Here is a 20,640-nt window from a genome sequence, read left to right on the forward strand (position 1 = left end):
AAATGGTTTTTCCCTAAAAAGTCCAAGCTATTTTTGTTCGGAAAAGATCGGATCCCATAGCCGTTTTATTTTTTGTGCCAGAAGAATCTCTTTAGCAGGTGCGATTTCCGCGATTGGCAGCACAAAAGAATAGGATATAAACGGGGATTGAAATTCATAACCAAAGGCGCCCTCGATTAGGAGTGAACGGAGATAATGTTCGAAAAAGAGCTGGTTATCACCGTCTAAAATTGAATCTATGGGGATAAGTTCGACCGGTGCGTAGGGATCGGGGTTGAGGATGAGCAGTTGGATATTTTTGTAGTTCATTGTACGCAAAATCCAGCCGTATAGTACGAGTTGAAAGCCCGTGAGAGAGTCTGGCAGACGCGTGTATTTTTTCGCTAGCTTTTTAAGGTCTTTTGTCGATGTAGCACCTGTTTTGTAGTCGATTAAAATTAGATCGTTTTGTGCATTTTCTGAATGAAAATTGTTACGAAAAGGTTTTTTCGATAAAATCGCATCTGCACGCCCGCAGATAGGAATTTCCGTACCATCCGAAAGACAGAGTGGCGTTTGAAGGTCGATTTCGCTCGTTAAATAGGGGTATTCCGTATTTGTTCCCAGTTTTTCAGCAATTCTTAGGGCATTGGTAACTGCATTGTTGAGGACGCTTTTTCGCGGTGTAGAGGGTATTAACTCTAATGCTTTAGCCTGAATCAACATTTGCATTTCACGAAGTTCAGGAAGCGTTGTGTTGGGAAAAGCGAGTAGTTGGTGTGTCCAAATGCCGGCCCATTTTTTCGGCTCAAAATCGAGTGTTGTGGGGGCGTTCTTTAAAATGTGACGATACCAAACACTTTCGGAATGTGTATACGCGTGCTCGATAGCCGTTGTGGACAGTCGGATACAGTCTGTTTTTCGAGTGTATGCAAAAATGCTCTGAGCCTTTTGTGGACCGGTGCGTTCCTGGTGAACATGTTCAAGCTCTGGAAAACTCGAGCGATTTTCATTTTTCCGACAATGAACGGTGATGGTGCTTACCCGATCGGGCGATAAAATTGTTTCTGTAACTTGGTGATAAAGCAGCGAAAAAGTCGACGATTGAGAGGTACGTTCTGTCAAAAAATCAATGCGTGGAGCGTTCAAATTTCGTAGCGCTTCAAGCGATTTTTCGGGAACTTCATTCCCTAAAAAGACAATAATACGGTTAAACGACAGCAGCCGTACGGAGGTCAGATCAAGTAAGTAAATGGAAGTTTTACAGGACACATAGGGGTGTTGCGGTTGAGAATGATGAGCAATTTCGATAAAATCCAAAAAGGCGTTCTTTGTGACCGCATAATCTGCGGGAAATTTTTTGAAAATGTTCGGGAAAATTGTTTCTGTATTTTCGGTAAATACCCCTAAAAGACCTTCTTTAGGGAGGAGTGGGTAGTTTTGAAGAAATTCGCAGATGTGCGGGGGAAGGTTTTGGCGCAGTGTATTGATATCCCGCGTTGGATTGAGCGCAAAAGCCTCTGCCAAAATTTCACGAATCGGTTTTTCTCGGGGCGACGTCGGTTGGAGCTTTTGCCAAGCGGTGTAAAAATCGATGAAGTCCTCCAAACGTTCGGTTCGTTGCCAATACAGCCATGCAGCGAGGAAATTGTCCCGTAAATTCGAGGTGTGTGCCCTAAATCCGCTTAAAAACGGCAAATTTTTTTTTTGGAGAGCATAGGCAATTCGCACGGCGTCTGCTTCGGTAAAACAAATAATCGCAGTAGTTTCGGTGGGAATAGAAGTATTTGGGAATTGTTTCTGAGCGAGCGATTGTGTAATATAAGTACCTGTATCGCCATCGACGATTGAAAAAACTTTTTCTGCGACACTGCTTGCGTTTTGCAGAGAAGGGCGCAATATCACCTCGTCCCAATTTTTCCCGAGCGTTTTGTGCATTGGCACCACGCCGTTCTTCAGATCGAAAGCGAAATAGGTAACCCGTTTGGCAATCGTTTTACACAGTCGAGCAAATGGTGCGCTGAGATAAAGGGGATCCGACGCGGTAATCCCAAATAGAAGAAAATGCTGGAAAATTTTTTGAGGGAAAACTTTTCCCCAATCTTGGTGACATAAGAATTGTTCGGGTGTGATCCAACCAAGGCGATGCAACTCCGCAGCGATTATTTTCTCAGTCTCAGGATTGTGACGTAAAACTTTAAAACTTGCTTCGGGCGACGTGCATGGAATGTTACGATTGCGTAATAAAAATAGCAACTCGTGACGTGTAACAATGTGAGGTATTTCTGGGTTTTGTTGCAGAACCCATTCTAAAAAGTCTTCGAAAGTAAACCATGCAATACCCGCCAAATTCGGGAAGTGCTGTTCCGTGAATTGCCGGAGGTACAAAATTACAACTTGAGAAGGGCAGAGTGCGCAAGTGGAAATCGCTTCATGATGGTCCAACGCGGAAAATAGCGATGACAAATCTTGCTGAATTGAACGAAAATCGCTTGTCACGAACCCCGGCACATCGGTTATGCAAGCAAACGTTATTGGGTTGCAAGTTTCGAAATCGCGCTAAGATGTTGTGCCGTCGGTATGCACCAAATTACGTTCAGCAAGCAGAGCCTGAAGGAGTTCAATCAACTCGACAGGAAAATGCAGCTTGAGTTTGTCGAGCAGCTGAGCGTGTTTTGCGATGAGTGCTTGAAACATAAATCGACAAATGTCCAAAAATTTCGCCGTGGCGAACGTGACATTTATCGCTGCCGTATCGGTGATTTGCGCGTCTACTTCGAACTCAACGAGGATGCTGTTTTGTGCACGTACATCCTCCACCAGCACACACTATCCGATTTTATCTATCGCAATAAGCTGCCGATTTCAGAAGAGCAGATGTGCGAACAATACGATTCGTTCTGGAAATATTTGGAATCCTTGCGTCGCTGATCAAAAAACGAGTTAAGGTAATCTCGCTGCTTGATAGAGCTGCTGGGTAATTCTCGCGAGTTTGGGACCGTATCCGGAGTCCATTGCCCAGGTTCCACAGAGATCGAAAACCGTTTGGACTGTTCCGAAATTTGGGCCCGTTTCGATAAAGTGACGACGAGGATCGACGCAGGGGCGATGTAACGATTCTCGGGAAGCATAGGCTTTTAAGTGTTGAATGTGTGCGCGTATGCCCTCTCGAACCGAGGCGAAAGAAGCACCGCGAGCTGCGTTGTCGACACAGCCAATGCCGGCAAAGTTATTTTGTTCCGGTCGAACATTTCCTGTAAAGCGCAAAAAAGCCGTCTCGACGATCATTTGTGAAAGTGCAACCCAGACATTGATCGATTCGATAGCCGATTCCTGAAAGTATATATCGACGATTGTTCTTATTTTTTCAGTGGGAATTGCGGGATTGTTTTGGCTAATAAAATCGACGATTTTAGTTTTACTGAAGCGGTTTTTAGGTGCTTTTTTAGACGTGTAGATCCAGAAAATCGCAGGAGTACTGGGAGGTGTATCGGAAGCAACGGTCCACAATATGAACACACTGCCGCCGATTAAAAATAACAGAAAAAGGCCCCATATCCTTAGAAATTTTTTCATAACGCAATTTAACAACAGTGCAGTGGTTCTTCTGATGGTTGCTCCTCAAAACGCGCTAAATACGCGACGCTAGGGATAATAATCATCGCACCTAAAACAACATTCAGCGCAATGGGTTCATGAAAAATAAGGTAACCTAACGTACTCGCTAAAATGAGTTCCACATAACGGAAGGGTGCCGTTGCAGAAACATCTACATCGCGGAATGCCATTAAAATGCAGTAGAGTAGGCCGTTTGCACCAATTCCTAGCGCGATAAGTAGCGCCAATGTACCTCCGCTTTGTGTAAAAATAGGCGTAACGGGAATTTTCAAGAAAATCATAGCAATTGTTGTGATGCCAAGTGTTGCGAGTCCGGTGAAAAATAGACTTCCGAGCGTTGTTTCCCGCGTCACGAGAAGCTTGTTGAGGACATCGAGTAGCGCGAAAAGAATCGCCGAAACGAGAAAGAGCGAAGCGATAGGGATGGGGAACGACGCGGTCTTGGGATTGAGTACAACACAGACTCCGAGAAATCCGCAAAGTGTGGCGATGATACGCTGCTTCCCGACTTTTTCTTTCAAAATCAGTGCTGCAAGCAACAAAGTAAACATCGGCGTCGTAAAATTGATGAGGCAGGCAACCGCGAGCTGAGATTGATTGAGACCGTAACACCAAATAAACATTCCAAGGGCGAGGATTGCGCCACGGATACTATTGGCTGGCCAGTAACGAAGCGATAGCGAGTGCATATCGCGCAAAACAGAAGGCACAAGTATCAATGTACTCCAAAAAAAGCGACCGAAAATAACCTGTAACGGGTTCAGTGTCTCTTCGAGCAATTTCGTAAGGACGTCATTAGTTTCACAGACGACAAGACTCGCTAAAAACCACATAATGCCCCGGGCGTAAGATTTCGCCATACGGGCAATGGGAGCAAATTGCGTTTATGCCGTCAAGTTTTAATTAAATTTTTCCAAAATATCGCGTGCATTGAGGATGCCGACCGTCTGTGCGATCAGTTGACCATTTTGGAAGAAAAGTAACGTCGGAATCGAAGCGACGCCGTAAGCCTCGGCGAGCGTCGGGCATTCGTCGACGTCAACTTTGTAAATTGTGATCTCCGTCGAGACATCGGCGATAGATTCGAGAATTTTCCCAAGCGAACGACAGGGGCCACACCACGGTGCCCAAAAATCAACGATCACTTTTCCCTTCGCAGTGTCGAGCGTTTCTTTAAAAGTTGCTTCGTTTAAATGGATGATTTCTGCCATACGTGGTGTGGTAAAGATCTCGATTGGAAATTCAAGTCTAGTCCTTACGCGGGAACAGAATCAGTGCCTCAGCGGCAATTTCTGTATGGGCCAATGAAGAATGATCCCAGTTGAGAGCATTTCCCCATACCAGAGTATCGATGCGGAAAATCTTTAAAACTTGTTCTGCGACGGCGGGCATAATGGGGGCAAGAAGCGTTGTCGCTAATCGAATTGCTTCGACCGTGGTCGCGAGACACGTTGCCAACATCTCCTGGTCTTCTGTAGCGCTAGATTTGGCGAGCTTCCAGGGCATGCGCTGTTCCAAGTATCGGTTGATAGAGCGGATGAATCCAAACAGGATTTCGAGGGCTGTATTGAATTGCAGTTGTCTGTATTCTGATAAAACGCGATCACAGGTCGACTCCCAGCTATTGATGAGTTCTTTTTCTAAGATTGTGATTTTTTTAACTTCTGGAACGTGTCGTCCGCAGTAACGGGTTAACATATTGAGACAGCGACTGATGAGGTTCCCAAAATCATTCCCGAGGTCGTCGTTGTAGCGCGACATGAATAGGTTGTGTGAAAAATTACTATCATGACCAACATTCATCTCGCGAAGAACAAAATAGCGGAACGCATCGGGGCCAAATCGCTGGATATAGTCCATGGGGTTGACGACGTTGCCGACGCTTTTTGACATTTTATCGCCGTTACTGAGCCACCAGCCATGGGTTAAGAAACATTTGGGCATAGGTAAATCTAACGCATGCAGCATCATCGTCCAATAAATCGCATGAGCCGGAACTAGAATATCTTTGCCAATCACATGGGCATCAACTGGCCAGTATTCTTTGAAGCGATCTGTGCCATAACCGACCGCGGAGATGTAGTTGACCAGTGCATCAAACCAGACGTAGGTGACATATTCTGAGTCGAAGGGCAGTTCGATCCCCCAAGAGAGCCGGTTCTTTGGGCGTGAGATACAGAGATCGTTAATTTCACCTTTTAGAAATTCCAGTACCTGCTTGGCGCGAAACTGAGGGAAGATGAAATTGGGATGCTTTTCAATATACTCGATTAGCCAAGTTTTGTGTTTTTGGAGACGGAAAAAGTAATTGGTTTCCGTAATTTCCGTGACTTCACCAAACTCGAGTTCCGGCCAAACGCCATCAACCTTATCTTTCTCTTGTAGAAACCGTTCGACGCGTGCACTGTAAAATCCCGTGTATTGCGCCTGATAAATTTCGCCCTGATCATAGAGCTTCTGAAGGATTTCCCGAACAACGCGTTCATGCCGAGGTTGCGTTGTCCGAATATAGTCGTCGTACGCGATATGGAGCGACTGGCACATCGCGATAAACTCATCAGCGACGCGATCACAAAGCGTTTGAGGAGTGATATTTTGGGATTCTGCGGTTTGCTGGACTTTTTGGCCATGTTCGTCGAGTCCCGTTAAAAAGTGAACGTCATCCCCCTGTAGTCGATGGACGCGGCAAATTGCATCCGCGAGAATTTTTTCGTAAGCATGTCCAAGGTGGGGGTGTCCATTGGCGTAGTCAATCGCGGTTGTCAGATAAAACTTCTTCATAACACTAGGGTTAAGGCGGTATCGATGCTCGCAAAGATCGCAACTCAATTTATGACGAAATGAATGCCCTGTATATGCGAATTTGATTGAAAATTAACGATATGCGTTCAGAGTTGTCCCTTGCATATGAGCATGTTTTCGGGGTTGATAACGGCTTTGATCACACCATTTTGCGATGGCGTTTTTGATGCGATGAGTTTTAAGCGTCTTCTGGCGGAACAGGAGGTTGCTGATGGTATTGTTGTCGGTGGGACAACGGGGGAGTCGCCGACAATCACGTTTGAGGAATTACGACAGGCGATTAACTGTGCTCGCGAGTGTTGTGCGAAGCAAAAATTGATTGTGGGCATCGGTAGCAACAATACTCACGAAACGATCGAAAAAATGACGATCCTAGAGCAAATGCCGGGGATTGATGCTTACCTTGTGATCGCGCCTTATTACAACCGTCCGAGCGACCTTGGGATTTTTGAACACTATTCGGCAATCGCGGAGTCGACACGTCGCCCAATTATTCTGTATTCAAACCCCATTCGTTGTGGAGTGGAGATTTCCATCGACAACGTAATCCGCCTTGCGGAAGAAAACAAAAACATCGTAGGTATCAAAGAGGCGACTAACTGTTGTTCTCGCATTGACGACCTTTATCGCTCGTTGCCCGAAGATTTCGCAATTTTGAGCGGTAACGATAACATGACACTCCCGTTTATGGCTTTGGGTGCTTGTGGCGTTATCAGTGCTTGTTCTAACGTTTTAGTTCGAGAGATGAAGCAACTTGTCGACTTAGCAAATGCCGGGAAATTCACGGAGGTGCGTGCGATTCATACGGCTCTTATTCCAAAAATGCGATTGTTGTTTGAAGAGCCTAATCCAATCGTTATCAAGTATGTGCTCGCATCACGAAGGATTTTGCGTTCAGCCGAAGTCCGCTTGCCGTTGTACGTCGACGCCGAGGAGCGATTAGAGGAGATTGCTGCGGAATTCCATCATTAAGTGCTGGGTTACTGGAAAGTTGCGATTGATCCGTTTTTGGTCCATTTCCCGTCGGGTTGGGGTTTGGAGGGAATCCGCTGGTATGGGCTGTTTTATGTCGTCAATTTTTTCCTCTTAGAGTTTTTTTTGTACCGCTATTCCCGACAAAAGATTTCACCGCTAGATACCGCCCAAAGCGATCGTCTATTGTTTATTTTCGCGTTAGGAGCTGTCATTGGGGGACGTATTGGGTACTGTTTTTTTTACAATTTTGATCACTTTGTTCGGGATCCATTCGTCGTTTTTCGTGTTTGGGAGGGCGGCATGGCGAGCCATGGAGGTTTTCTTGGAGCTATTTTGGCGTTGTTTTATTTTGCGTGGCGTTACCACTGCGATGTGTTTTGGATTGCGGACCTTTTTGCCGCCACCATTCCGTTATGTCTCGGTTTAGGGCGATTAGGCAACTTCATTAATTCAGAACTCGTCGGACGCGTTACAGAGGTCCCTTGGGGCGTTATCTTCCCCCGTACCGATCCATTTGTTCGCCACCCATCGCAATTATACGAGGCTTTTCTTGAAGGATTTTCCCTCTTCATTGTTCTTCAAATTTTGCTTTATAGGCAGTACGGTACGACAAAATTGCGAACATGGCGTTCTGGGATAATTAGTGGTATTTTTCTCGTTGGGTACGCGTTGATGCGGATCATTTGCGAGGTTTTGCGAGAGCCCGATGCGTCACTCATTTTTGGAATGACACGGGGACAGTATTACAGCCTCTACCTATTTCTTTTAGGCGTTGCGTTGTTGTACCTACGTCGGCCGAAAACTTCAATATCCCCACGCGAGCCATAATAGGCTTGTCCTTTTTGCACAAAAATTACGTCCTTACCTATGGTTCAGGAGCGTGCGTCGTACGATTTTCAAAAAATTGAGCCGTTTTGGCAAAAGAAGTGGCTTGAGGGAAAGACTTTTTGTGCACAGGATGGCAATGGAAAAAAATATTATGCCTTAGATATGTTTCCCTATCCTTCAGGCGCAGGGCTGCATATCGGCCACCCCGAGGGTTATACCGCGTCGGACATTTTAGTGCGTTATAAGTGGGCGAAGGGGTACAATGTATTGCATCCAATGGGGTGGGATGCGTTTGGTCTCCCGGCAGAGCAACATGCGATCGCGACTGGTAAACACCCTTCGATTAATACGGCGGCGAACATCGACCGTTTCCGTACCCAGATTCAATCGCTAGGGTTTGCAATTGATTGGGATCGCGAAGTCAACACGACGTCACCCGATTACTACCGATGGACGCAGTGGATCTTTTTGCAATTGTTTAAGCACGGTCTTGCGTATGTCGGTGATAAGCCGGTATGGTGGTGCCCCGAACTGCGGGCAGTACTGTCCAATGAAGAGGTCATTGATGGAAAGTCAGAGCGTGGAGAGTTTCCTGTCGAGCGACGTAATTTACGGCAATGGGTTTTGCGGATTACCCGTTATGCTGACCGTCTTTTAGAGGGGCTTAACGATCTCGATTGGCCGGATTCGACCAAGCGGCAACAGATTGAGTGGATTGGGCGTTCAGAAGGTGCGGAGGTTGATTTTGAAGTCGTCGGGAATCCTCGAGAAAAGATTTCGGTTTATACCACGCGCCCAGATACGCTTTACGGAGCAACATTTTTAGTCATCGCCCCGGAGCATCCATTAGTGTCGAAAATTACAAGTTCGGAGCAACGGAAGGCTGTTGATGCCTATGTCGAGCAAGCGAAACATAAGAGCGATTTGGAGCGAACGGGCCTCGCCAAAGATAAAACCGGTGTGTTTTCGGGAAGTTACGCGCGCAATCCGTTGAACGGTCGTGAAATTCCGATTTGGATCGCGGATTATGTTTTGATTTCCTATGGTACGGGAGCGATTATGGCGGTACCGGCACACGATGAGCGCGATTACGCCTTTGCCAAAGAATTTCATTTGCCCATTATCCCGGTCATTCAGCCTAGTGATCCGAGCCAAGCGCCTAAAGATCAAGCCTACATTGCGGAGGGTGTAATGATCAATTCCGGACCTTGTGATGGCCTCACGAATGAGGAAGCGAAAAAGAAGGTAATTGAGATTTTGGAGGAACAAGGCTGTGGGAATCGCGCGATCCAGTATAAGCTCCGCGATTGGCTGTTTTCTCGTCAACGTTACTGGGGCGAACCGATTCCGATTTTGTGGATTGAGCGCGCGGCATATGATCAAGCGCTCCAGAGTGGAAAGGCGTATTTTAAAGACGACGTCCCTCAAGAAGCGGTCAGTTATACGAAAGATGGTGTCGAGTGGTGCGCGATTCCGGTAGCATGGGATCAACTACCGCTCAAGCTTCCCGAGGTAACGTCGTACCTACCATCAGATAGCGGTGAAAGTCCACTAGCGAACGCCCAGGATTGGCTCCATGTTTATGTTGACCTGCATATCGGTGCGATCTCGCAAAATTCTGGCGAGGGAAAAGTACCGGCGACACGTGAGACCAATACAATGCCTCAGTGGGCCGGTTCATGTTGGTACTACTTGCGCTATCTTTCACCTCATGAAGAAGCGGCACTAGTTAATCCGGAGGCGGAAGCCTACTGGGGCTGTCCGGATTTTTACATCGGTGGTGCTGAGCATGCCGTATTGCACTTACTTTACGCGCGGTTTTGGCATCAGTTTTTGTATGATATTGGTGCAATCAAAGCTTCGAAGGAGCCCTTTCCAAAACTCTATCATCAAGGGATTATCTTGGGAAGTGATGGTAGCAAGATGTCGAAGAGTCGAGGCAATGTTATCAATCCGGATGATATCGTCCAACAGTACGGTGCGGACTCGCTGCGCCTTTATGAGATGTTTTTGGGGCCACTGAACGCGATGAAGCCGTGGAGTGAGCGTGGTATTGAGGGCGTTCACCGCTTTTTGAAAAAAGTATGGACGATGTACATTGGTGCAGATGGGGAGACAAAGCCGTTTATCGATGTTCCAGTGTCTGAAGTCGAGAAAAGTATCAATGAGACGATCGAGAAAGTGACAAACGACATCGAGATGCTCCAGTTCAATACGGCGATTTCGCAGATGATGATTTTTGTTAACAACGCGAAAAACCACGGATTGACCAAGGAGCAGGGGCGGCAATTTCTTCAACTCTTAGCGCCGTTTGCGCCCCATATTGCAGAGGAGCTATGGTATCGCATCGGTGAGCCATTTTCGATCGCACATGTACCGTGGCCAGTTGCTAAGACGATAGCAAAATCCTCAACGCAAAAAATCGTTGTCCAAATCAATGGTAAGGTTCGTGGTGAGTTGGAGGTCCCTTCTGGAACAGGGCAAGCGGCGGTCGAAGAAAAGGCGCAGGCACTATCTAAAATCGAACCCTATCTCCGCGATCATAAAATCATCAAGAAGATCTACATTCCTGGAAAAATTCTCAACATCGTTGTTGAGTAACAGTAATAAGAAAGGCCCTCAAAAGAGGACCTTTTCTTTTTGAAAAAGTAAATTGTTCTACTTTTTGGTGCGCTCACTCAACTGGCGGTCAAGTTTTTGGATGAGTAGATCGATGGATTTGTAAAGATCGTCACTCGCAGAGGACGCAATGATATCAGGACCTTGAATTTCGATATGTCCTTTGGCAACAAATTCCGTCGCAGGATCTTTTGTCGTCACGTGCTCGAGGTCGAAACGGATACGGATAATCCGTTCATCGCGACGGTAGAGCTTTTCGGCTTTTTCCGTAACGATTTGTTTCAGCGCCTCGGTAAGGTCGAGATGCACCCCAGAGATAATGATGTCTCTATCCATAAATTCACCTATTGGGCGCATCCTAAAGAGCTCGACTTTTTTGCAACCCTTTATATCAATTGCTGGTAGAATGCCGGATCCTCTACTTTCAGTTCGTGAGCTTAGTATACGTTTTAGAGATGTAGCGCAGCCGACGGTATCGGGGATCAGCTTCGATCTTTTTCCCAAAAAAACGTTAGCGCTCGTTGGGGGGAGCGGAAGTGGGAAAACACTCATTGCGACGAACTTGGTACGCCTATCGGACAATGTCGAAATCTCGGGGAAAATTCTTTTCGAGGGGCGGGACGTTTTAGGTTTTTCTCCTAAAGATCTGGAACAGCTACGGCGCTGCGACCTGGCATATATTTTTCAAGAGCCCGCATTGGCCCTGAATCCGTCGCTGACAATCGGATACCAGTTGCGCGAAATTGTACAGGAGAAGGGGGCCGAGAAAAAGATCCGAACGATTTTAGAGCATGTCGGATTTCAGGATATTTCGAGAATTTTACGTGCCTATCCGCACGAACTTAGCGGGGGGATGCAACAGCGCGCGATGATTGCGCTGGCGTTAGTGAATAAACCCAAAATTCTCGTCGCCGATGAGCCAACAACGGCGCTCGACGTTGTTTTACAAAAACAAATCCTCGATCTTATCCGTCGACTTCAACAGGATTTGGGTTTTGCATTGTTGTTGATTACCCATGATTTCGCGCTCCTTCCTTCGCTTGCCGATGAAGTGTGTGTGCTTAGTAACGGAAAAATCATTGAAAGAGGAACGCCGCAAGAAATTCTCAAACACCCGCAACAGACTTATACCAGGAGCCTCGTCGAATCGATCTTTACGCTCCCGCGTGTTGTTTCATAGAACAAACTCCGGTGGCGCGATAAGGACGGCAAATTCTCCTTTGAGTGGAGGAAGTTGTAATAAAAGGTCGCTGGCGGTTCCCGTTAAGATGGTTTCGTGGAGCTTGGTAAGTTCTTTAGCGACCGAAATAACGCGTTGGGGCCCCATAACGTGCGCGATGTCTTGTAAAAATGCTTCGACGCGGTAACAGGATTCGTAGAAAATAAGTGTTGCGTTGAAATTCCGAAATTCTTCGAGCAATTGGAGACGCGCATGTTGTTTGTGTCCCGGAAAACCTAAAAATAAAAAGCGATTTGTGGGCAACCCCGAGGCCGAGAGCGCAGTGATTGCGGCATTAGGTCCCGGAATTGGAACAACGGGAATGTGAATTTTTTGGCACTCACGAACAATACGGAATCCCGGATCACTGACCGTCGGTGTCCCTGCGTCACAGACCACGGCGAGATTTTCTCCATCGCGTAACTTTTGTACCAGATTGACGGCCTGTGTGATTTCGTTGAGATCGTGGTAAGCGATGAGGTTGGCCGTAACGCCGATGTTTTGGAAAACTTTTTTGGAAACACGCGTATCCTCGCATGCGATTGTCGTACAACACCGCAACGTTTCGGCTGCTCGAGGGGAAAGGTCGTTGAGATTCCCAATCGGTGTCGCAACAACAAAAAGCGTTCCAGTAGCCATTTAACAGAGCACAAAAGTTTTAATAAGAATAACTCCGAGAGGCAACGTTAGGACAAGACTGTCGGTGAGGTCAAAGATACCGCCAATGCCCGGGATCGAATTCCCTGAATCTTTTACGTTGGCGAGGCGCTTGAGTCCCGATTCGACGAGGTCAGAAATAAGGGAAAAAAACGATAAAATCGCTGCGATGATAATGGTCGCTGTAAGCGTGAAATCGTTCGGCCAAAGGTGATCGGAGCAGCATCTGAAAATCACGCCGGCAGCAATGGAAAAGATCAACGATCCCAATAATCCCTCGTAAGTTTTTTTCGGGCTAAACGCAGGTGCGATGTGATGTTTCCCAATAAGACAGCCCACTAACAATCCGCCGACATCAGCGCATTTGATGACGACAATCATCCATATAATTAATAAGGTCGCGACAATTTCAGAGCTGTAATAAAGTGGACCATTTTTAATAAATTCGATCGGCAATGCGAATAAAACGGGTATGTAAGCAAAACCAAAAAGCGTTGGAATTAGGGATTTTAAAATTGCCTCAGGAGTTTGTTTGAGAGTGATTGTCGTCGAGTATAAGACTGTAAGAAATGTGGTTGCGGCGACGGCGGAACTGATCGTGCTCAGTCCAATGGGTTGCGCGTAAACATGGAGCAAAAAGAATGTTCCAAACAAAGTTGCCGTATATTTGTACGGGCGGTTTCCCATTTGCTCTACGAGTTGATAGAACTCGTATTGGGTAAGCGAGGCGGCAAAAATGAGGAGAAAAACGCCACCGGGTGTTCCCAAAATCGCTAAAACAGCGCCAATCAAGCTCCATAAAAAAATCGTACTTAAAGTGCGTCGGATCATTGTCCAAAATTCCGTTGTCGGTGTTGATATTCTAAAAGTGCGGCCTCAAAATCCTGTGACGAGAAATCGGGCCACCCCTGTTGAAGGAAAATAATTTCGGCATAAGCCGATTGTAACAGTAGAAAGTTACTCAAACGCTGCTCTCCGGAAGTGCGGATCACCAGGTCGACATCGGGGAGTCCGCGAGTATCCAATTTTTCCCTTAATAACTCCCAAGTAATGTGTTCTTTTTCTAATTCTGTCAGTGACGCGATGGTTCGAATCAGTTCGTCGCGGCTGCCGTAGTTGATCGCAATCACAACGGTCAGCGCGTCGTTAGAGGCTGAAGCATTTTCCAGCGCTTGCATTTTCTCCTGTAACGTTGGGTTTAGCACTGTTCGATTTCCAATAAACCGTATACGAATGGCATAACGTTGGACCCACCGACGAAAATGTTCAATAGAACGCCGAAAGAGGCCCATAAGGTAGTCGATTTCAGCGGCGGAACGTTTCCAATTCTCTGTCGAAAATGCAAAAAATGAGAGGTAGGGGATTTTATGACGGAGCGCAGCTTGTACGGCCTGAGTAACGGCATGAACCCCACGGCGATGGCCGAAAAACGTCGGTAGATGGTGCTGCTGTGCCCACCGGCGATTGCCGTCCATAATGATCGCGATATGTTTGGGGTTAGCCGGGTCCATCTTCTTCGTCAGCAAAGGGTAAGCGTTTCGGTTGTGATAGGCAATGGACAAAATTATTTATGATAAAAGGGATGACAACGCGCGAGACGCTGGAGAATAAGCTCACACGCTTTAGCCAAGGAATATTTTTTAAGGACACGTAGCGCAAACTCCGAGCAGGTGGGCGTAAAGCGACAACGACAATAAGTGCCAAATAATAACAACTTCACCGGTGAAAAAAACCGGTAAATGTGTACACAACCAATCATAAGGCGACGCATGAGTAAATTAACGCCCGCCAAAGAGCGAGGCGAGGTTGACCTTGGAACCTTTAACCTTTTTCATCACCGTTTGCATCTGTTTAAAGCTTTTGAGGAGCGCATTGACGTCCTGGACAGAGGTCCCCGAACCGTGTGCGATTCGTAGCCGTCGCGAGCCGTCGATAATGCCGGGGTTGGCACGTTCTTTAGGCGTCATCGAATAAATAATTGCCTCCGTTCGTTGAACACGGGTATTGGCCTCAGGACCGAGATTGAGTTGGTGCATCCCCGGGAGGTGTTTGATGAGCGATTCGAGTGGCCCCATGTTTTTAATCGACTGAAGCTGGCTCAGGAAATCGTTCATATCGAATTTTCCTTTTTTGAGCTTCTTTTCGAGTTCTTTTGCCTTGGTCTCGTCGACCTGCTCTTGGGCTTTTTCGACGAGCGAAACTACGTCGCCCATCCCTAAGATTCGTTGCGCGATACGCTCGGGGTGGAAGATTTCAAACGCGTCGAGCTTTTCGCCTGTACCAATATAACGAATTGCAATGCCCGTTATTTCCTTCATCGAGAGCGCTGCGCCAGCTCGGGTATCGCCATCGAGCTTGGTGAGGATGATTCCTGTTAACGGTAACGCTTCGCGAAACTTTTGAGCAACGTTCGCAGCCTCCTGTCCGAGTGCGCCATCGGCGACAAGAAAAACCTCCTGTGGCTGTACGGCCTTTTCAATTTGCTGCACCTCATGAATCAGGTCTTGATCGATCTGGAGACGTCCCGCGGTATCGAATAAAATGACGTCATTCCCACTCTCTTGGGCACTATGAAGTCCATCGCGGGTAATCTTAATCGCATCTTTCGTGTTATGTTCTGTGTAACAGGTAATGCCAATTTGCTGAGAGAGTTGCTCGAGCTGATCGATAGCTGCCGGCCGATAGACATCACACGCAACAGCAAGCGGCGAGCTGAAACCTGCTTTGTGTTTCAAAAAACGTGCTAACTTGGCGACTGTTGTTGTCTTTCCCGACCCATGAAGGCCGACGATGAGAATTTTGAGGGGACGCGCCGCATTGAGCGTTGGAACCTCGCGTTCGCCTAGTAATGTGACAAGCTCGTCGAAAACGATTTTAATGAATTGTTGATCTGGTGTAACGCTTTGCAGCACCTCTTTCCCGAGGCATCGATCCCGAGTGCGTTGGATGAAGTTATTGGCAACAGTAAAATTGACATCGGCCGAAAGAAGTGCCGTGCGAATCTCGCCCAAGGCATCCGCGATATTTTTTTCAGAGAGCCTATGTGTGCCACGTAAGGTCCGGAAAACCTGGCTGAGTTTGTCGGTAATCGACTCAAACATAGCGCTTTTTTCTAAAAACGCAGGGTACTAGTGTCAAACGCGAATCCATCGTTGCCGAACGCATTCATAAAGTACAACGGCCGTGGCAGCTGAGACATTGAGCGAGTCCGAAATTCCCTGCTGCGGAATCCGGATTGTATGGGCCTGTTGGAGCCAGTGCTCGCTGACGCCGTGGCTTTCGGAGCCGACGAGGATCGCCGCCGAATGTTGAAGGTTTCCTTCAAAATAGAGCCGTTCCGCGTGGGGAGTCGTGACGAAAGTAGTGATATGATGTCGTGCCGTAAAGTCCAAAAATGCTTCCGTCGTCGCGTGATAAATTGGCATCGAAAAGACGGCGCCCTGGGAATTACGGATCACGTTGGGGTTAAAAATTTCCGTTGATTGATCGAGAACGATGACCGCGTCGATACCCGCTGATTCCGCGGTACGAACGATTGCACCAAAGTTGCTAGGTTTTTCAATTCCCTCGGTAACGAGTAAAAATGCAGGGTTGTTAGGGGTAAAGTTGTTAAAATCTAGAGCAGTTGCAGTTCCAAGAGCCAATAATCCGTCACCGTGTTCCCGAAGGGAAATTTTAGAAAAGACCTCGGATGAAACCTCTGTTATGGGAATTCTTGCGTTTTCGAGCTGTGTTACGAGTGATTGCGCGGATTCGTGATCAGTCCATAATTCAGGGCAAAATAACAATTCCCGGACGTAGCCACCGGCCTGAGCTCGCGTAATTTCTCGAAATCCTTCGACGAGAAAAAGATTATATTGCTTGCGATGTGCGGGTTTTTTGAGTCTATTGATAAACTTGATTTTTTCGTTAGATCTGCTGCGAATCAACGCTGTCATCCATAAAATCCAAGTGAAGCACACATCCGGAGACAACTCCAAAAATCAGATGCGATTAAAACTTGCCAATGTCATAAATTTTTGTAAAAACACGGTGCGATGGAGGATGGGGAAGCAATGGCGGCGTTGGCGCAGTATTTTTGCGTTGGCGACGCAGAAACAGCCGATGCGCTCGAGGTCGTTATTGATGAAGCATTAAAAGTCCGTTGTTTTTGTCGGAGTAACTGGCTGTACTTTTGGGGTGAAATCGCACCGATTCAAGCGACGAATTTTGAGTCCGTTCAACATCTTTTGCGATGGAATTTAGCGCGTGTTCCGCAAACGGATGACGTTTTGGCCTACGATCCGCCAATGGCAACAGTTTATCTACTACATCGCCGGCCCTTATCGAAGCTTTTTCTCGACAACATCTTTCAGGAAGCGGAGACATTCACCGCGAATTTAGCGTTTTGGGTTGATGCGTTTGCGTACCCCACCGCGGTACCAACGGAACGGCTTTATGTATTGGGATATTAAACTATGAATCGGTCGATCATTTATGCAGCAATTGGGGCATGTTTTCTCTATTCGAGCGCTCTTCAGGGTGCAGAAGAGAAAACACCATCGGATGTAACAAAAACGGCGAAAACGCCCAAAGCCCCTAAAAAGGATCGTTTTGGTGGACGTGAGATTCATGTCGTCGAGGGGAAGTTGACGCGACAGCCGAAACGTAAATCTAAAAAAGCCGAAACGGCAAAGCATACTGCGTCGGAATCAACGACCAAATCCTCGAAGCAGTCGGATTTACCGAAATCAACAGCACCAAAGGCTAGAAATAAAGCGGCAGCACCAAAATCTCAGGCTACGTCCACAACACCCAAAGAGTTGGCTAAATCCCAGACGAAACCAGAATCGAATGTAACGCAAAAGGACAAGTTTCCAGCGTCAAAAGCAAAGAAGGAAACAACTGCAGCGCAAAAATCATCCGTATCGGAAGCCAAAAAAACACCTAATACGGCCGTACAATCCATCGCAAAAAAAGAAAACACGCAAGTTGCGCCTGGACCTCAACCCTCCAAAGAAACAACAGCATCTAGTGCCGTAGAACTTTCGGCGATGAAAGATTCCCTGAAGGCCTCCATCAAGGAATCGCTGGCAGAAATTTTAACAGAAGCCGGGCTTCCTAAATTGATTCCAGCTGTTACAACGCCAAAAGTAGAAGCGAAATCTTCAGCTACGACTCGATCGACGGCGATACCGGTGCCTCAGGAGTTAACGCAGGCGAAAAATCGCCAAGTTTCGGGAGATTCCGATAACCCCATTATTGATTTAACGCAGATTACGACTGTTAACCCGATGATGCTCGCGGATGGCGATCCAGCGGATTTGTTACCCTGGAAGGAAAGCGACTACTACCACTTCGCAAAAAATCAATCGCTCAAAGAACTGGTGCGGAGTTTTTGTAGCGCGCAGTCTGTCGATGTCATCGTGAGCGATGCGGTCAACGACGTGGTGAACGGTAAATTTAGCAATGTCTCGGCGCGACAATTTTGGAAGGATATTGTGAGCGCCTATGGGCTCGTTTGGTTCTACGATGGCAGTTTGCTGTACGTTTACAAGAGCGGAGAGATCCAGTCTAAGGTCCTGCAGATGGGACGTGATGAGATGCGGACATTGATCCGCGTCATTACGCAGTTGGGCTACTTAAGCTCTAATATCAATTTCCGTCCGATGGAAACCGCGGGAATTCTCGTTGTCAGCGGTCCACCAAAGTTAATGGAGATGCTTGAAGAACTTATCTCAAAAGTCGTCATTGAGCGCGTTAGCGATGTCTACGATATTCGGACATTTCCATTGAAACACGCCTGGGCGTACGATATGTCCGTGAGTTACCGTGGCGGTAATATGAACATTCCCGGTGTTGCAAGTATGCTCCAGCAAATTATAGGGAGTCTTCCGGGGCCCGTTGGAGAAGCCAATTTGGGGATGAATATCGGTAAGGATCCGTCTCCGAGTTCCGCGACCCCGCTCGATGCCATGGTCGGTCCTGCCGAGGCACGTCGTACACAAAGTAAGGAGAGTAAAGACGAAGGATCCAACAAAGATGCTGATAAGAACATAAATTCCGACAAACCCTCCAATGTCGGCGATATTTTTATCACCTACGACACGCGTCTCAATGCAGTGATTGTAAAGGCCAAGCACCAGGATATGCGCTTCATTGAACAAATTATCGAGCAACTCGATGTTCCGCGTGAAGCCATCCGAATCGATGTCGCGGTGGTCGATATCTCACGAAGTGGAGTCTTAAATATCGGTTCGAAGTTTGAACCTAACATTAGGAGAGGGAAATTTACATTTACAGAGAACTATGAGAAACAAGAGCTCAATACGCGCTTTACGATTAATCTCGGTAACCTATTCCGCAATTTTGGATTTGAAGAGACACTCGATATTTTAGAGGACGTTGGTAATGCACAAACATTAACGCGTTCCTCGGTTATTACACTCGATAACATTGCTGCCGTTGTTGACAGTTCCCACACGATGTATGTTAAAGTCTCAGGGCAAAAAGCGGGCGACCTGTTTGATGTTTCAGTATCAACGAAGCTTGTGGTAGTTCCGCATATTGTTCCGGGGAGTTTTAATGATAAAGGTGCTCCAAAAATTAAGCTATTGATTGATGTAAGTGATGGTAAATTTACTCAGGATCCAACAGAAGAAGGAGGTTCTACAGAACCGAAAACGGATACAAACACTGTGAATACCGAAGCGTCCATTTATGTGGGGCAGAGTTTGTTTATTGGAGGTTATTTCCATGAAATACACAAAAAGAGTGCCAAAGGGCTTCCATTTTTCAAAGACATACCCCTCTTGGGGCATTTGTTTAAAGCTTCGACGAATAGTACGGAGGTGATGGAGCGCGTCTATATTATCACCCCGACGCTGGTTGATACAACCGATTCGGAGTTAGGGACCTATGATCGGTTCTTCCAGGATAGCCGACTCTCGGGTGAGACGACATTAGATCGCGATGAATTTAATCTGATGAAGCCCTATAAGTCGAAGCAGGATAAGATCGAATCGGCGACCTACGAACGTTTGGGCAAGGAGGATGAGTTTCGCAAATACACAAGAAAACGTGAGCTTCCGCAAAAAAGTTCTAGCAATGAACAGCTCCAGCGGCCGGGCCGGCAGGAGTTGCATTCGCGGAGACGATAAAACGCAATGCGATACGCAAAACGCGTGTTGACGGAAGAAAATACATTGGTCATAATGCGGTCATGGTTGAGAAAGGCGCAAAGCGGGTCGCGTTAGTGACGGGAGCGGGTCGAGGGCTTGGAGCTGCGATCGCTAAAAAACTTTCCCGTTCTGCCCACGTAATTTGCGTGAGTCGTTCGTCGAATTGCGAAAAAGTTGCCGAGACTATCCGGGGGGAAGGTTATTCAGCGGAGTCGTTTTCTGTCGATGTCGCCGATGGTGCCGCGGTGGAGGCTGCTGCTGCTGCGTTATTGAAAAAACATCCGCATATCGATATTTTAGTGAACAATGCGGGCATTACGCGGGATACGCTTGTTCTGCGGATGAAAAATGAGGATTGGGAAGACGTTTTGCGGACTGACTTGAATAGTTGTTTTTACTGGACTAAGGCGCTATTGCGCGGTATGACTCAGTGTCGTTGGGGACGGATTGTCAATATCTCTTCTGTGGTTGGTAAGATGGGGAATTTCGGGCAAGCAAACTACGCTGCCGCCAAGGCGGGAATTATTGGTTTTACGAAATCCGTTGCGAAGGAAGTCGCCTCGCGGGGAGTCTGTGTCAATGCCGTAGCGCCGGGGTTTATCGAGAGCGATATGACAGCTGTATTGCCCGAAAAGGCCGTTGAGGAAATGCGAAAATTAATTCCCATGAAGCGTATGGGAAGTCCGGAAGATGTCGCTAATGCGGTCGATTTTCTTTGTTCCGATGCGGCAAGCTACATTACGGGCGAGGTTTTAACCGTTGACGGTGGAATGACGATGTAAG

19 protein-coding genes are annotated in these 20,640 nt (G+C 47.1%); 8 read left to right on the forward strand and 11 right to left on the reverse strand.

The window, feature by feature from the left end; genetic code table 11:
* Positions 1-27: 27 nt before the first annotated feature.
* Positions 28-2,490 carry a PD-(D/E)XK nuclease family protein gene (locus tag LW808_003565; protein UPA28351.1) on the reverse strand — a complete coding sequence of 821 codons (2,463 nt, stop codon included), beginning with the start codon at positions 2,488-2,490 and terminating at the stop codon, positions 28-30.
* 69 nt (positions 2,491-2,559) lie between these two features.
* On the opposite strand from LW808_003565, the gene LW808_003570 reads away from it, so the two are divergent.
* Entirely contained in the window at positions 2,560-2,910 is a 351-nt protein-coding gene (locus LW808_003570; protein ID UPA28352.1) for a type II toxin-antitoxin system RelE/ParE family toxin, read from the forward strand.
* A gap of 12 nt (positions 2,911-2,922) precedes the next feature.
* Here LW808_003570 and LW808_003575 read toward each other — a convergent pair whose 3' ends face one another.
* The 4 genes from LW808_003575 to metG all read right to left on the reverse strand — a co-directional run bounded on the left by LW808_003575 (position 2,923) and on the right by metG (position 6,378).
* Positions 2,923-3,498, reverse strand: coding sequence for a glucosaminidase domain-containing protein (locus LW808_003575; GenBank protein UPA28353.1), 576 nt, complete (start codon positions 3,496-3,498; stop codon positions 2,923-2,925).
* Positions 3,499-3,563: 65 nt separating this feature from the next.
* Entirely contained in the window at positions 3,564-4,457 is an 894-nt protein-coding gene (locus LW808_003580) for a DMT family transporter (protein UPA28354.1), read from the reverse strand.
* A gap of 39 nt (positions 4,458-4,496) precedes the next feature.
* Positions 4,497-4,808, reverse strand: coding sequence for a thioredoxin (trxA, locus tag LW808_003585; protein UPA28355.1), 312 nt, complete (start codon positions 4,806-4,808; stop codon positions 4,497-4,499).
* A 37-nt stretch (positions 4,809-4,845) separates the two neighbouring features.
* On the reverse strand, positions 4,846-6,378 hold the full coding sequence (metG, locus tag LW808_003590; protein UPA28356.1) for a methionine--tRNA ligase: 1,533 nt from the start codon (positions 6,376-6,378) through the stop codon (positions 4,846-4,848).
* A gap of 126 nt (positions 6,379-6,504) precedes the next feature.
* On the opposite strand from metG, the gene dapA reads away from it, so the two are divergent.
* The 3 genes from dapA to leuS are packed head-to-tail and all read left to right on the forward strand — an operon-like array spanning position 6,505 to position 10,803.
* Entirely contained in the window at positions 6,505-7,371 is an 867-nt protein-coding gene (gene dapA / locus LW808_003595) for a 4-hydroxy-tetrahydrodipicolinate synthase (GenBank protein ID UPA28357.1), read from the forward strand.
* Positions 7,372-8,202: a prolipoprotein diacylglyceryl transferase gene (gene lgt / locus LW808_003600; GenBank protein UPA28358.1), complete on the forward strand. Its 831-nt coding sequence runs from the start codon at positions 7,372-7,374 to the stop codon at positions 8,200-8,202.
* A 39-nt stretch (positions 8,203-8,241) separates the two neighbouring features.
* Positions 8,242-10,803: a leucine--tRNA ligase gene (gene leuS / locus LW808_003605; protein UPA28359.1), complete on the forward strand. Its 2,562-nt coding sequence runs from the start codon at positions 8,242-8,244 to the stop codon at positions 10,801-10,803.
* 57 nt (positions 10,804-10,860) lie between these two features.
* On the opposite strand, the gene raiA is transcribed toward leuS, so the two are convergent.
* The gene (gene raiA, locus LW808_003610; protein ID UPA28360.1) at positions 10,861-11,157 is read right to left on the reverse strand and encodes a ribosome-associated translation inhibitor RaiA; all 297 of its coding nucleotides are present in this window, start codon (positions 11,155-11,157) and stop codon (positions 10,861-10,863) included.
* Between the two features lie 70 nt (positions 11,158-11,227).
* Here raiA and LW808_003615 point away from each other — a divergent pair, with 70 nt between their 5' ends.
* Positions 11,228-12,001 (forward strand): ABC transporter ATP-binding protein, encoded by a 774-nt coding sequence (locus LW808_003615; GenBank protein UPA28361.1) that lies wholly within the window; start codon positions 11,228-11,230, stop codon positions 11,999-12,001.
* On the opposite strand, the gene rsmI is transcribed toward LW808_003615, so the two are convergent.
* The 5 genes from rsmI to LW808_003640 form a co-directional block, all read right to left on the reverse strand.
* Entirely contained in the window at positions 11,996-12,679 is a 684-nt protein-coding gene (rsmI, locus tag LW808_003620; GenBank protein UPA28362.1) for a 16S rRNA (cytidine(1402)-2'-O)-methyltransferase, read from the reverse strand. The genes LW808_003615 and rsmI overlap by 6 nt on opposite strands.
* Positions 12,680-13,528, reverse strand: coding sequence for a phosphatidate cytidylyltransferase (locus LW808_003625; GenBank protein ID UPA28363.1), 849 nt, complete (start codon positions 13,526-13,528; stop codon positions 12,680-12,682).
* Positions 13,525-14,223 (reverse strand): polyprenyl diphosphate synthase, encoded by a 699-nt coding sequence (gene uppS / locus LW808_003630; protein UPA28364.1) that lies wholly within the window; start codon positions 14,221-14,223, stop codon positions 13,525-13,527. Before uppS ends, LW808_003625 begins: the two co-directional genes overlap by 4 nt.
* Before the next feature lie 252 nt (positions 14,224-14,475).
* On the reverse strand, positions 14,476-15,798 hold the full coding sequence (gene ffh / locus LW808_003635; GenBank protein ID UPA28365.1) for a signal recognition particle protein: 1,323 nt from the start codon (positions 15,796-15,798) through the stop codon (positions 14,476-14,478).
* Between the two features lie 33 nt (positions 15,799-15,831).
* Positions 15,832-16,635: an RNA methyltransferase gene (locus tag LW808_003640; protein ID UPA28366.1), complete on the reverse strand. Its 804-nt coding sequence runs from the start codon at positions 16,633-16,635 to the stop codon at positions 15,832-15,834.
* Positions 16,636-16,734: 99 nt separating this feature from the next.
* On the opposite strand from LW808_003640, the gene LW808_003645 reads away from it, so the two are divergent.
* From LW808_003645 to fabG, 3 genes are all read left to right on the forward strand, one after another.
* Positions 16,735-17,151, forward strand: coding sequence for a hypothetical protein (locus LW808_003645; protein ID UPA28367.1), 417 nt, complete (start codon positions 16,735-16,737; stop codon positions 17,149-17,151).
* A gap of 3 nt (positions 17,152-17,154) precedes the next feature.
* Positions 17,155-19,836, forward strand: coding sequence for a hypothetical protein (locus LW808_003650; protein UPA28368.1), 2,682 nt, complete (start codon positions 17,155-17,157; stop codon positions 19,834-19,836).
* 62 nt (positions 19,837-19,898) lie between these two features.
* Positions 19,899-20,639: a 3-oxoacyl-[acyl-carrier-protein] reductase gene (fabG, locus tag LW808_003655; protein UPA28369.1), complete on the forward strand. Its 741-nt coding sequence runs from the start codon at positions 19,899-19,901 to the stop codon at positions 20,637-20,639.
* Position 20,640 lies beyond the last annotated feature (1 nt).

This window comes from Verrucomicrobiota bacterium (genome assembly GCA_021294815.2).
Classification (GTDB): Bacteria; Verrucomicrobiota; Verrucomicrobiia; order Opitutales; family LL51; genus LL51.

Coding starts and splice junctions, on each gene's coding strand:
- LW808_003570 (UPA28352.1), top strand. CDS start 2,560: ATGCACCAAATTACGTTCAGCAAGCAGAGCCTGAAGGAGTTCAATCAA.
- leuS (UPA28359.1), top strand. CDS start 8,242: ATGGTTCAGGAGCGTGCGTCGTACGATTTTCAAAAAATTGAGCCGTTT.
- LW808_003640 (UPA28366.1), bottom strand. CDS start 16,635: ATGACAGCGTTGATTCGCAGCAGATCTAACGAAAAAATCAAGTTTATC.
- rsmI (UPA28362.1), bottom strand. CDS start 12,679: ATGGCTACTGGAACGCTTTTTGTTGTTGCGACACCGATTGGGAATCTC.
- trxA (UPA28355.1), bottom strand. CDS start 4,808: ATGGCAGAAATCATCCATTTAAACGAAGCAACTTTTAAAGAAACGCTC.
- LW808_003645 (UPA28367.1), top strand. CDS start 16,735: ATGGAGGATGGGGAAGCAATGGCGGCGTTGGCGCAGTATTTTTGCGTT.
- ffh (UPA28365.1), bottom strand. CDS start 15,798: ATGTTTGAGTCGATTACCGACAAACTCAGCCAGGTTTTCCGGACCTTA.
- dapA (UPA28357.1), top strand. CDS start 6,505: ATGAGCATGTTTTCGGGGTTGATAACGGCTTTGATCACACCATTTTGC.
- LW808_003625 (UPA28363.1), bottom strand. CDS start 13,528: ATGATCCGACGCACTTTAAGTACGATTTTTTTATGGAGCTTGATTGGC.
- metG (UPA28356.1), bottom strand. CDS start 6,378: ATGAAGAAGTTTTATCTGACAACCGCGATTGACTACGCCAATGGACAC.
- LW808_003580 (UPA28354.1), bottom strand. CDS start 4,457: ATGGCGAAATCTTACGCCCGGGGCATTATGTGGTTTTTAGCGAGTCTT.
- raiA (UPA28360.1), bottom strand. CDS start 11,157: ATGGATAGAGACATCATTATCTCTGGGGTGCATCTCGACCTTACCGAG.
- fabG (UPA28369.1), top strand. CDS start 19,899: ATGGTTGAGAAAGGCGCAAAGCGGGTCGCGTTAGTGACGGGAGCGGGT.
- LW808_003650 (UPA28368.1), top strand. CDS start 17,155: ATGAATCGGTCGATCATTTATGCAGCAATTGGGGCATGTTTTCTCTAT.
- LW808_003615 (UPA28361.1), top strand. CDS start 11,228: ATGCCGGATCCTCTACTTTCAGTTCGTGAGCTTAGTATACGTTTTAGA.